This window comes from Streptococcus sp. F2, assembly GCF_056500955.1.
Window position 1 is genome coordinate 1 of the sequence record NZ_JBWKAI010000006.1, and the last position, 12491, is coordinate 12491.

The 12491-nt window shown below is 39.8% G+C and carries 9 protein-coding genes; 7 read left to right on the plus strand and 2 right to left on the minus strand.

Annotated elements, in window-relative coordinates; all coding sequences use genetic code 11:
- Window positions 1-235: 235 nt before the first annotated feature.
- Window positions 236-646 carry a peptide deformylase gene (locus ACYTR8_RS03180; RefSeq protein WP_111716170.1) on the plus strand — a complete coding sequence of 137 codons (411 nt, stop codon included), beginning with the start codon at window positions 236-238 and terminating at the stop codon, window positions 644-646.
- A 187-nt stretch (window positions 647-833) separates the two neighbouring features.
- Here the strand turns inward: ACYTR8_RS03180 and ACYTR8_RS03185 are convergent, their stop codons facing one another.
- Window positions 834-2858: a surface-anchored 5'-nucleotidase gene (locus tag ACYTR8_RS03185; RefSeq protein ID WP_269760697.1), complete on the minus strand. Its 2025-nt coding sequence runs from the start codon at window positions 2856-2858 to the stop codon at window positions 834-836.
- 462 nt (window positions 2859-3320) lie between these two features.
- Between ACYTR8_RS03185 and ACYTR8_RS03190 the strand changes: the two genes are divergently transcribed.
- The 6 genes from ACYTR8_RS03190 to fni all read left to right on the plus strand — a co-directional run bounded on the left by ACYTR8_RS03190 (window position 3321) and on the right by fni (window position 10781).
- The gene (locus ACYTR8_RS03190; protein ID WP_479641659.1) at window positions 3321-5042 is read left to right on the plus strand and encodes an ABC transporter ATP-binding protein; all 1722 of its coding nucleotides are present in this window, start codon (window positions 3321-3323) and stop codon (window positions 5040-5042) included.
- 1 nt (window position 5043) lies between these two features.
- Window positions 5044-6786 (plus strand): ABC transporter ATP-binding protein, encoded by a 1743-nt coding sequence (locus tag ACYTR8_RS03195; protein WP_111716177.1) that lies wholly within the window; start codon window positions 5044-5046, stop codon window positions 6784-6786.
- Between the two features lie 205 nt (window positions 6787-6991).
- Window positions 6992-7870, plus strand: a complete 879-nt coding sequence (gene mvk / locus ACYTR8_RS03200) for a mevalonate kinase (protein ID WP_111716180.1) — start codon at window positions 6992-6994, stop codon at window positions 7868-7870.
- Window positions 7852-8796 carry a diphosphomevalonate decarboxylase gene (mvaD, locus tag ACYTR8_RS03205; RefSeq protein ID WP_111716182.1) on the plus strand — a complete coding sequence of 315 codons (945 nt, stop codon included), beginning with the start codon at window positions 7852-7854 and terminating at the stop codon, window positions 8794-8796. The genes mvk and mvaD overlap by 19 nt, the downstream gene beginning before the upstream one ends.
- The gene (locus ACYTR8_RS03210; RefSeq protein ID WP_479641660.1) at window positions 8789-9802 is read left to right on the plus strand and encodes a phosphomevalonate kinase; all 1014 of its coding nucleotides are present in this window, start codon (window positions 8789-8791) and stop codon (window positions 9800-9802) included. The genes mvaD and ACYTR8_RS03210 overlap by 8 nt, the downstream gene beginning before the upstream one ends.
- Window positions 9789-10781 (plus strand): type 2 isopentenyl-diphosphate Delta-isomerase, encoded by a 993-nt coding sequence (gene fni / locus ACYTR8_RS03215; RefSeq protein WP_479641661.1) that lies wholly within the window; start codon window positions 9789-9791, stop codon window positions 10779-10781. The genes ACYTR8_RS03210 and fni overlap by 14 nt, the downstream gene beginning before the upstream one ends.
- Window positions 10782-10926: 145 nt before the next feature.
- On the opposite strand, the gene ACYTR8_RS03220 is transcribed toward fni, so the two are convergent.
- Window positions 10927-12453, minus strand: a complete 1527-nt coding sequence (locus ACYTR8_RS03220; RefSeq protein WP_479641662.1) for a helix-turn-helix domain-containing protein — start codon at window positions 12451-12453, stop codon at window positions 10927-10929.
- Window positions 12454-12491: the final 38 nt, after the last annotated feature.

Sequence of the window (12491 nt, forward strand, 5' to 3'; positions counted from 1 at the left end):
GAAAGATTATTTAGTCCAATTATTTGGAGAAAGAGGCTAAGCAGATGATTGATTTAAAAAGGAATCTTTTCAAAATTGATGTCCGGGCACAAAAGGATGAAGAGAAAGTTTTCATGCGTACGGCGTGTCCTTAAGCAATTCTCGAGAGATTTTCCCTATCGCATCTGGTATAATAGAGATGAGTCATTCACATCATACTGCTTTGAAAACAGTATTTGCATTAGGGGGAGAAAAGATGATTAGAGAGATTGTGACAGATACTTTTTTCTTGCAGCAAAAGTCCAAAGCTGCTACTAAAGAAGATTTATGGATTGGTCAAGCCCTACAAGATACCCTGTCTTTCCATAGAGATCATTGTCTTGGCTTAGCTGCTAATATGATTGGTGAGCAGAAGCGTGTGATTATCATCAGCATGGGATTTGTGGATTTGGTGATGTTTAATCCCGTTATGGTCTCTAAGAAAGAAGCTTATGAGACAGAAGAGTCATGCTTGTCCTTAACTGGTAGCCGTCAGACCAAACGCTATACTAGTATCACAGTTGAATACGTTGACCTTAATTGGAGGCCTAAACGCTTAAGATTATCAGGTTTACCAGCTCAAATTTGCCAACATGAGTTAGATCATTTAGAAGGTGTTTTAATATAAACCCAAAAGCCGGCAAGGCAGTTATAACAAGTTCCTTAATCGCTAGAGATAGCTATTAGTGTGTCGAGGGGAGTTGTGACTGTTTGCTTGGCTTTTTTATGCTTTTAGCTAACAGTAGGACACTAAAAATACCCCATCCTCGATAAGAGAATGGGGTATGATTAGCTATGTGGATAGAAACGAGATTTTAGTTTCTGTCTTTTTTCTTAAGAAGCCCAGCACCACCTAAAGTTAGGAAGCCAAGAATCATCATGAGGGTAGACGAACTTTGATTGCTACCTGCCATTGGAAGACTAGCATTGGCAGTCTTACTTTTAGCAGCAAGTTCTTCTGCTTGTTTAGGAGTAGTTAATTTCTTCTCGTCAGCTTTCACAGCAGGTGTGACAAGGTCAGAGACAATTTCAGTAGAAAGGATATTACCAGCGCGGTCTCTGAAGATTCTGCTGATGATATCATGTTTACCAGTGTCATCTGTCTTAGTAGAGCCTTCAAGTGTTGAGGTTACATAAGTTTTCACCCCTTTGACAGTCGCAGAAACAGGTTTACCAGCAGCTTCTAAATCTTTGATGTACTCGATAAAGACTTCTGTATCAGGATTGATAGCGCCAATTAACTTAGCTGATTTGAAGACTGAGAAGCCATCACCACCACCATAAAGAAAGTCATTGACAACAAGAGTATAATTAGCAGCTAAATCAAGCTCTTCACCATTATCTTTATAGACTTTAACAACTTTAAATGGAACCTCAGGATTTTTAGCTTCGTTGTCGGTGTAAGTGTACTTAAGACCAGACATTTGAAGGAAGTATTTTTGACCTTCATCATACTGTTGGTTCAACACATCATAGATTTGTTGACCGGTTATTTGAACAACTTGAAGGATATTGCCAAATGGTTGAACAGCCTGTGCAGCTCCCCAAGTAATGGTCTGATCATCTTTAACAACAAGATCCGCACGGATACCACCATTGTTTGTCATAGCAAAATCAACGTTAGGGAAAGTTTTCTTAGCGATAGCCAGTTGAGCAGTTGTTACCAAGTTACCAACAGGAGATTCCTTGTCATTGTTTTCCATTTTAGGAATGGTAGAAGACGTTGAAGCAGTACCGATTTTACGTTCAGTAACCGTTTTAACAATTTCATTAGCCTGATCAACAATAGCTTTGATATCAGCACTTCCAGTTTTGACACCAGGTGCTACGGCGATGACTTTAGCTTCTGGCGTCGCCACAAAATCATTAGTATCAGTGTCTAAAGTTCCACGAACATCAGCGTAAGCCTTACCTTGAGAGACTGCTTGGACAACACGTGTCTTACCAACAGTTCCGTTAGTGTATTGATGATTGTGTCCTGCAAAGACAATATCCACACTGTGATTTGGGTAAAGTTGGTTAACTTTTTCCATAATAGTCGCCACTTCATTATCAACGACCCCATCTTTACTTGTTGCAGGAATGTGAGCCAAAACAACAATCGCATTCACATTTTGTCCTTGTAATTCTTTGGCATACTTAACGATGGTTTCAGCAGCATCTAAGAATTTATATTGTTCATAGTTTTGTTTTAAAACAAGATTTGGAATTTCTGTTGTGACAATACCGATAAATCCAACTTTAACGGATTTGTCATTCACAGGTACATCTTTGACAGCATAAGGTTTCCAGTCATAAGGAATCTTGTTGGATTCTTTGTCAACCACATTAGCGATGACAATGGTTTGCTTAGAAGCTTCATGCTCATAGTTTTTGGTAATGTCATTAATCGTTGAATCAGCAGCAGGTGCTTGACCTGTCATGATACGATTAAACTCAGCTAGACCTTCATCAAACTCATGGTTCCCAAGGGTGCCATATTCAAAGCCCATTTTATTGAAAACTTTTACAGTAGGTTCGTCTTGTAATAGTCCGGAGTTGGCAGGACTAGCCCCGACCATGTCTCCTGCTTGGACACGGATACTTGTGCCTTCTGGGCTTGCTTGTTTGAACTCAGTTTCGGCATCGTCCATGTAGGCATCCAATTGAGCGGCAGTACCAGCATTGGCTACTTTACCTTCTGGCATGTAGGCTGAACCTGTTGTATCAAGGGCACCGTGGAAGTCATTGACACCAAGCAATTGCACATCGACCTGATCAGCTTGAACCCCTGTTACTAGCATTGAAAAACCAGCAAAGACACTCAACACACTACTTTTTAAAACAAGATGCTTTTTCATAAAATCTCCTAATAAGTTAAAGTAATTGTTACAAGTCAAGTTTACTATTATTTACACTAGAATTCAATAAAATGTTGCTAAAAAGAGAAATATTTTTAAAAAATAGGAAAGATTGTAAAAGTGAAAACGTTTAAAAAACAAACATTTCATTCTATAAAATTGGCAGAAAAATGTAAAAAGTTTTAAAAACCTATTTACAAAGCTTATGAGGTGTGCTAAGATGATAGACAGATTAAAAGAAAGGAGAACAATATCATGAACATTTCAACTAAACGTATGAACTGTCTTGAGAATACCCTCCTTTCTAGCCGAAAAAGTTAGTTTCTTTTAGTGTGACTAATAGAAAACAGTAAAGCCCGCGGTAGGAAGGATATCTTATTGCGGGCTTTTTGTGTACCCAAATTCCTGTTTGATGACAAAAACTTGTCAAACTGGTTAACTGAAAAGAAGAAGGAGGATAACATGCTATCCTTAATGAGTCGTTACATTAAACAAAACAAATGGACTTACATCATTATTGCCTTGACACTATTTGTCTATGACGCATCCCTGATTATTCCGACAAAAGTGATTCAAAGCTTAATTGATGCTATGTTTCGGTATCAATTGACTCAAGCAAGTTTGATGAGCCATGTTTTGGTTCTCTTAGGAGCAACGATATTGTCATATGCCACGGCTTATGTCTGGCATCTCAAGCTTTTCCAAGAGGCAGTGCATTTTAAATTTGACTTGCAACAACGTGCCTTTCGTAAATTGGTTTTTATGCGGACGCCTTTTTATGAAAAATTTAGATCCGGTGATATGATGACCCGGTTTTCGACAGACGTTGAAGCCTTAATGGACTTTATTGGTTATGGCCTGATGATTATTCTTTATGCTGGTGGGATGATTGCCTTTATTATTCCAACCATGTTTTTGATATCATGGCAAATGTCACTCATCGGTATGATTCCCATTAGCATCATGATGGTCATAACTTATTTTATTACTAAAAAACAAGAAGTATTGGTTGAGGATGCTCGTGAGGCTATTTCCAACTTAAGTGATGAGGTCCTCGAGACTGTCGAAGGCATCCGTGTGATGCGTGCCTATAGTAAAAAAGATTACATGGAAAATCATTTTGTGCAAAAAGCTGAGGCGCTAGCTGATCGTTGGAATCGCATTGCTGGTTACAGAGGCCTCTACTTCCCTATTTATAGTGTGATGATTGCTATCAGTACTCTTATTATTTTGACGGTTGGCCTACACTTTATCAGTAAAGGAGAGGTGAGTTTAGGTCAAGTGATTGCCTTGCAGTTATACTTGGTTTCTCTAGTGGAACCGTTTGCCATGTTATCTGATTTTATTCTTGTTTATCAGACTGGGCGGACCTCATTTGATAAAATCAATGAACTCATCGAGACCGGTGATGACCTCGAAGAAGACGGGCATCTGAAGCTGGAGAGCTACGATCAGATTCGTCTAGCGGATTATTCTTTTTCTTACGCTAAGAGCAGTAAGCCTAGTTTGTCCGCTATTAACCTGGTGTTGAATAAAGGTGAGACATTAGGGATTGTCGGAAAAACTGGGTCTGGAAAGACGACTCTCGTGCGTCAATTGTTGAGGCAATACCCAGTTGGTCAAGGTCAATTTTACATTAATGGGCACCATGTTCTGGAGTACCAACGTCACGCTTTAGAAGAACACATCGGTTACGTGCCACAAGAACATGTGCTCTTTTCAAAAACAGTTTCTGAAAATATCGCCATGGGGAAAGAGGATGCTACTTTAGAAGACATTCTTGCTGCCATTGCGACGGCTTCTTTTACTGACGATCTAAAAGGGTTGTCAAAAGGGCTAGACACTAAAATTGGTGAGCGTGGCTTATCTATTTCAGGTGGTCAAAAGCAACGGATTTCCATTGCCAGAGCCTTTTTGTCAGAGCCTGATTTGTTAATTTTAGATGATTCTTTATCGGCCGTAGATGCTAAAACAGAAACAGAGATTATTACTCATATTCAGGAAGAAAGGCAAGGTAAAACAACGATTATTGTTAGTCACCGTCTATCAGCTATTCAACATGCCGATTGGGTAATTGTGATTGATCAAGGCAAGATTGTTGAAGAAGGAAAACCGGACCAGCTTCTTGCACAAAAAGGTTGGTATTATGAACAATACCAACGTCAACAAGCACAGGAGGACTAAGATGGCCTTATTTAAACGCTTATTAAGCGAAATCAAAGTGGCTAAAGCAGCTTTTGCCACGGGAATCGGGCTATTGTTACTGGCAACGGCAGCTGGACAAATAGCCCCACTATTATTAAAACAACTGATTGATCATTACTTGACGCCGTTAGCAAAAGGAAAATCTATCGTTTTAGCTCATTTTGAGCAGTTGAGCTGGCTTTATTTAGCCCTGATTATAGGATCAGCCCTGTTACGTTATGTCTCTTATCGGAGCCTGGTTTATTCCTCGAATAAGGTGGTTACACAGTTAAGAAAACAAGCTTTCGATGTCATGCAACGCCTACCGATTTCTTATTTCGATCACCAACCTGCTGGTAAAATTGCGACTCGCATTGTCAACGATACTGAAACGTTGCGAAACCAATTTTATGACAATCTGTTGTCGCAGATTATCATCAGCATGGCTCAAATTATCTTTATTTATGGGGTAATGATTTACCTGAATCTTAGATCAGGACTGTTGTTACTATTAGTTATCCCTATCTTTTATGGCATTCAAGTTCTTTATAAACGCTTAACAGACCAGCCTATGAAAGCTTTTTATGACGCTAGAAGTGCTGTCAACACTCAAGTCAATGAAACCATGAATGGGGTTTCCATTATCCAGCTTTTCCACCAAGAAAATCATATGCTAGAAGACTTTAACCAGCAAATTAATCAGATGAAAAAGGCAGATGATAAAATCATCTTTGCTGATTCTGTGGCTTCGTGGACCTTAACAGAATTGGTGAAGTACACCATGATTTCTGCTATTTTAGCTTTTATTGGCTATCAATTTTTACAAGGAAAGCCAGGAATTACAGTGGGGAAACTCTTTATTTATTTAAATTACCTCACCCGTTTATTTGATATATTAGGAACAATGGTTAGGCAGCTGCCTAATATTCAGCGGTCACAAGCAACAGGTAGCCGTTTAATGGCTCTATTAGACCAAGAGCTGGAAGAGGATAATCCCAAGGAGATACATATTGACAAAGGAAATGTCAGCTTTAATCACGTGTCGTTTGCCTATGAAGAGGGCAAAAATGTTTTAACAGATATCACAATAGAAGCTAAACAAGGAGAAACGATTGCGTTGGTTGGGCATACCGGATCAGGTAAATCTTCAATTATGAATCTCCTCTATCGTTTTTACACGCCTCAGTCAGGAATGATTACCGTTGATGGGCAGGATATTCAAGCCTATTCTAGAGAAAGCTTGCGCTCCCAAATGGGAATCGTGTTGCAAGATCCCTATCTTTTCTCAGGGACCATTGCTTCTAATGTGACCATGGGGAATCAAAGCTACAGTGATCAAGAAGTGATAGAAGCTCTGGAAAAGGTTGGAGCAGGGCCTATGATTGGTAGATTAGATAAAGGGATTCATGAGCCTGTTTATGAAAAAGGGGCGTCGTATTCTAGCGGCGAGCGGCAACTCATTGCCTTTGCCAGAACATTAATTACGAATCCTAAAATTCTTATCCTGGACGAAGCGACTTCCCATATCGATACGGAAACAGAAGAAATTATCCAGAGAGCTATGGAAGTATTGAAACAAGGTCGAACAACATTTATCATTGCTCACCGCCTATCGACGATTCAATCTGCTAATACTATTTTTGTCTTAGATAAGGGACGGATTGTCGAGCGTGGAAACCATCAAGAATTGTTAGCAAAAGGTGGTATTTATGCGCAGCTTTCTAAATTACAAGAAAAGGTATAAAATCGTGGCAAGAGCCGTCATTATTCTCATGATAACTTCGGCACTCTATTTAAAAGCTATCTAATATGTCTTAGATAGCTTTTTTATGTGGTTTAAGTGGTTTGCTGACAAAGACTAAAAAAGGTATATCATCGCATTTTCTAAGGATTTAGTGTAAAATAGTAAGGTAACAGTTTAAAAGAATGAACAACGAAAAGATAAGAAAATGAACGAAAAGATTGGATACGGTAAAGCGCATAGTAAAATTATTTTAATGGGGGAACACGCCGTTGTCTACGGTTACCCAGCGATTGCTTTGCCACTCACAGATATTGAAGTTGTCTGCCATATTTTTCCAGCAGACAAGCCTCTAACCTTTGATTTTTATGACACGTTATCAACAGCAATTTATGCTGCTTTAGATCATTTGCAGCACCTAGAAGAACCAATTGCTTATGAAATTGTGTCCCAAGTGCCGCAAAAACGAGGGATGGGGTCTTCGGCGGCTGTTTCTATTGCAGCTATTAGGGCGGTATTCTCTTATTTTCAAAAATCACTACCAGATGAGTTGTTGGAAATTTTAGTCAATAAAGCAGAAATTATTGCTCATACCAATCCCAGTGGCTTAGATGCCAAAACCTGTCTTAGTGACCATGCCATCAAGTTTATTCGAAATATTGGTTTTGAGACCATTAAAATTGACTTAGGTGCTTTTTTAATCATTGCGGATACTGGTGTCCATGGGCATACCCGTGAAGCTGTTAATAAGGTTGCCCAGTTTGAAGAAACCAATCTACCTTATCTAGCTAAGTTAGGTAGGTTGACTGAAGCTGTTGAAAAAGCCATTACTCAAAAAGACAATCAGGCTATTGGTCAGCTCATGACCCAGGCTCATTCCGCCTTAAAAGCTATCGGAGTGAGCATCGCTAAAGCTGATCAATTAGTTGATGCTGCTCTCAAGGCAGGTGCTCTTGGTGCTAAAATGAGTGGAGGCGGTTTGGGAGGTTGTATGATTGCTCTGGCTGATACTAAGGAAATGGCAGAAACCATTAGCCATAAATTACAAGAAGAAGGAGCCGTAAACACGTGGATCCAAATGTTATAACTGTAACATCCTATGCAAATATTGCTATTATCAAATATTGGGGGAAAGAAGACCAGGCTAAAATGATTCCCTCAACCTCTAGTATTTCGTTAACTTTGGAAAACATGTTCACTACAACCAGTGTTTCTTTCCTACCAGACACAGCATCAAGTGACCAATTTTACATCAATGGTTGCTTACAAGATGATAAGGAGCATGCCAAGATTTCGGCTATCATAGACCAGTTTCGAAAACCTAATCAGCCCTTTGTTAAGGTCGAAACTCAAAATAATATGCCAACAGCTGCAGGCCTTTCCTCAAGTTCCAGTGGTTTGTCAGCTTTGGTCAAAGCTTGTGATCAGTTATTTAACACTCAGTTAGATCAAAAAGCTCTAGCTCAGAAAGCTAAATTTGCATCAGGCTCAGCCTCTCGTTCCTTTTTTGGTCCGGTTGCTGCTTGGGATAAAGACAGCGGTAACATTTATAAGGTGGACACAGACCTGAAAATGGCTATGATTATGCTAGTTTTGAATGATGCTAAAAAGCCAATTTCTAGCCGAGATGGTATGAAATTATGTCGTGAGACGTCTACTACCTTTGATGAGTGGATAGAAAAATCAGCAGTGGATTATCAAAACATGTTGACTTATCTTAAAGCCAATGATTTTGAGAGGGTCGGTCAGTTAGCAGAGTCCAATGCTCTGGCTATGCATGCCACGACCAAAACCGCTAATCCCTCTTTTTCTTATCTCACAGACGACTCCTATCAAGCAATGGAAGCTGTTAAACAACTCCGTCAGGAAGGCTTTTCTTGCTACTTTACCATGGATGCAGGACCAAATGTGAAGGTTCTCTGTCTAGAAAAAGATCTTGAGACATTAGCAACACGATTTGAAAAAGATTACCGAATCATTGTCTCAAAGACAAAGGACTTACCAGATGCTTAATTACCGTGTACAAACAGGTGGCAAATTATACCTGACAGGAGAATATGCTATTTTAGAGCCGGGCCAGCTGGCACTGATTCAGTTTATTCCCCTGATGATGACGGCAGAAATAGGCCCGTCATCTCATCTTCAGCTAGCTTCAGATATGTTTGACCACAAGGCTGATATGACGCCAGATGCTTCGTATGGTCTGATTCAAGCGACGATTAAGACTTTTGCAAACTATATGGGGCAGTCGGTGGAACAATTAGACCCCTTTTCATTGTCTATTACAGGCAAACTAGAGCGAGATGGCAAAAAATTTGGAATTGGCTCAAGTGGGAGTGTCACGCTCTTAACTTTGAAAGCTCTGTCAGCTTATTATCAACAGCCCTTAAGCCCAGAGCTTCTTTTTAAACTAGCTGCTTATACGTTACTAGTTCAAGAGGATAATGGCTCTATGGGAGATATTGCTTGTATTGCTTATCAAACCTTAGTTGCTTACACCTCTTTTGACCGACAGCAAGTTAGCCAGTGGCTTTCTGACATGCCTTTACGAGATCTTCTAGCCAAAGATTGGGGGTATCAGATTCAGATTATTGAACCAGCTTTGTCGTGTGACTTTTTGGTTGGCTGGACTAAGATTCCCTCTATTTCTAGTCAGATGATTCAACAGGTAAAGGCAAAGATTAGCCCCAGTTTTTTGACGACTAGCTATCAGTTGAGTCAAGAGACTATTGCAGCTCTGCAATCCGGACACAAAGAAGCTCTCAAAACAAGTTTAACAAGAGTTAGTCAGCTATTAAAGACTCTCGACCCAGCCATTTACCATCCGAAGTTAGTAACTCTAGTTGAGGCTTGTCAGGGGCTAGATGCCGCTGCTAAGTCGTCGGGCTCTGGTGGTGGAGATTGTGGTATTGCCCTTGCCTTTGACCGCCAAGCCAAAGAGACTCTTATTAATAGATGGCAAGCAGCTGATATTGACTTATTGTATCAAGAAAGGTGGGGAAACCATGACGAATCGTAAAGATGACCATATCAAATATGCTCTCAAGTATCAATCGCCTTACAATGCTTTTGATGACATGGAGTTGATACATCATTCCTTACCTAGCTATGATATCGCTGATATTGATCTGAGCACTCATTTTGCAGGACAGGACTTTGAGTTTCCTTTTTACATTAATGCCATGACAGGGGGGAGTCAAAAAGGAAAAGCAGTTAATGAAAAATTAGCTAAAGTGGCAGCTGCTACTGGCATTGTCATGGTGACTGGATCTTATAGCGCTGCTTTGAAAAATCCGAACGATGACTCTTACCGATTGCATGAGGTAGCAGAAGGGTTAAAACTAGCCACTAATATTGGATTGGACAAGCCTGTAGAACGAGGTCAACAGACTGTTAAAGAGATGAATCCCTTATTTTTGCAGGTTCATGTCAATGTGATGCAAGAATTGTTGATGCCAGAAGGTGAACGAGTCTTCCAAACTTGGAAGCAACACTTAGCAGATTATGCGAGTCAGATTAGAGTGCCGATTATCCTCAAAGAGGTTGGCTTTGGTATGGATGTCAGCACTATTAAAATCGCTCATGAACTAGGCATTCAAACCTTTGACATCTCAGGTAGGGGAGGTACCTCCTTTGCCTACATTGAAAACCAACGCGGCCTTGAACGTTCGTATCTCAACGACTGGGGTCAAACTACTGTTCAATGCTTGCTAAATGCACAAGGGCTCCTGGATCACGTGGAAATTTTGGCCTCAGGGGGTGTGAGACATCCTTTAGACATGATTAAATGTCTGGTGCTTGGGGCGCGTGCTGTGGGACTATCGCGAACTGTTCTCGAACTGGTCGAAAAATACCCTGTTGAGCGCGTGATTGATATCGTGAACGGGTGGAAAGAAGACCTCAAGCTAATCATGTGCGCCCTTGATTGTCGCACTATCCAAGACCTTCGCCAGGTTGATTACCTTCTTTACGGACGTCTCTATCAAGCTAATCATTAAAACCATCTCTATTTGTTAACCAATGGTTTAGCAAATAGAGATGGTTTTTTGTTATGAGATCGTTACAAGTTATCGTTTAGTTAAAAAAGCTAATGCACGTTCAGGAATGAAACACCTAGTAACAACTGACATTGTCATGATGACTTTAGTAAGTGTCATGATTTTTGAGACGCTTGTGCCTGTGACAAATAGAAGCAATAAAGGTTTGGTATTGTTCCTGTCTTAACTGATGAAAAGCATTGAAAACGTCCTCTTGATAGAGTTCATAGGCATCGTAGGCCACCTCGACAAAGACATAGTCATCTTCTGAGTAAACGGTTTTGAGGTATGGCAAGCAATTATGCTCAGCAAGGATGAGACTTTTTCGTCGATGACGATGTTGTTTTAAAGGTTCTGATAAAAAGTTGACGCCTTCAATAGAAGCTATTTTAGAGGAAAATTGCTGACTTAAAATCATTGTTAAGGTATGAAGATTAGTGATGGTATTTGCAAAAACATAGACAGCAATTGGGGGAAGTTGAGATTTTATCATCTCTATTAGCTGAATGGTAAACCGATGAGGAGTTAAGGTCAGTGTTAGGTTAACTTCCTGGGCCCACTCTGAAATAAGATCATCAACTAAAGCGAAAAAAGGATCTTCTTTTCTTGCCGAAAAAGGAGTGGCTTCTTGGTAGGGAGTCAGGCATTGCAAATTCAAAAAGCATTGTTTCATCAGAAAAACCATCAAAATCAGAAATGGTTGTGAAGACGTTATCTGAGGTCCGAGCAGTTGTTCGAACTTAAGGATTAAATGTCGGATAGGTGTTTTTTGAGTGACGATGGTTAGGGTTTGCTCGATATCTTTTGATGTCCATTGGTCTTTAAACAGAGGTGTGTTAAGGGTTAAGTAAATAAGGAATAAATAATCAATATCAGTCTCGGACAAAGACCAGGCGTCAGAAGTTAGGACTTCTTGACAAATGATTTGTAAACGATCATAAGAGAACAACTGTTTAAAATCACGAAATGTTTCTGTATCAGGCAAGTTGGGGTGATTGGTTTGACGTTTCCAGGTCAAGGCAATCAAGATCGCAAAGAATTGAAAACTCTCTGGTCTAAAAGATAACGAATCCTGTGAAATCTGGGCATTGCTTGCTAGGACAAAGGACTCAACTAAGTTCATGTCCTTATTAGTAAGAGGATAAATGTTACAACCATAGCGATACTGAAGCAAGGCAATAAGGTAACGAACTCGGTATTCGGGTCCACTGATGTGATTTTTATGAATAGACAGGCCAACACTAGCTAAAAAATGCTGACATTTCTGCTTGATGCGGTATGCAGTAGCCAGAGAAATAAATGCTGACTGTGCAAAACTATCGAAATAATCTTGAGAGTCAGATAGAAAAAAAGTTAAGGCTTTTAGAACAAGGGACTCCTGATAAAGACGATGTAGCAGGAACTCTTTTTGTTGCGTATAGTCTTTTGTTAGTGTGATGACACTTTTATCATAGTGGAAGACAGTGAAATCCGCATAAATCTCCTGCAACTCTCCGATAATCGTCATGACTTTTTTATAAGAAAACGGTGTTTGCTGACAAATCTGATGAATGGTCAGTTGCTGGTATTGACATAATAAGCGGACGATGGTTACACGGTCCATTATTTTTCTCTCCAAATGGTAATCTAACATAAATCTCCTCTTTTTAAATAGTCACATATTTTAAGAGA

What these genes read in the sequence shown, in the direction of transcription:
- ACYTR8_RS03180 (WP_111716170.1), top strand. Translation starts at nt 236, where the DNA reads ATGATTAGAGAGATTGTGACAGATACTTTTTTCTTGCAGCAAAAGTCC.
- ACYTR8_RS03185 (WP_269760697.1), bottom strand. Translation starts at nt 2,858, where the DNA reads ATGAAAAAGCATCTTGTTTTAAAAAGTAGTGTGTTGAGTGTCTTTGCT.
- ACYTR8_RS03190 (WP_479641659.1), top strand. Translation starts at nt 3,321, where the DNA reads ATGCTATCCTTAATGAGTCGTTACATTAAACAAAACAAATGGACTTAC.
- ACYTR8_RS03195 (WP_111716177.1), top strand. Translation starts at nt 5,044, where the DNA reads ATGGCCTTATTTAAACGCTTATTAAGCGAAATCAAAGTGGCTAAAGCA.
- mvk (WP_111716180.1), top strand. Translation starts at nt 6,992, where the DNA reads ATGAACGAAAAGATTGGATACGGTAAAGCGCATAGTAAAATTATTTTA.
- ACYTR8_RS03210 (WP_479641660.1), top strand. Translation starts at nt 8,789, where the DNA reads ATGCTTAATTACCGTGTACAAACAGGTGGCAAATTATACCTGACAGGA.
- fni (WP_479641661.1), top strand. Translation starts at nt 9,789, where the DNA reads ATGACGAATCGTAAAGATGACCATATCAAATATGCTCTCAAGTATCAA.
- ACYTR8_RS03220 (WP_479641662.1), bottom strand. Translation starts at nt 12,453, where the DNA reads ATGTTAGATTACCATTTGGAGAGAAAAATAATGGACCGTGTAACCATC.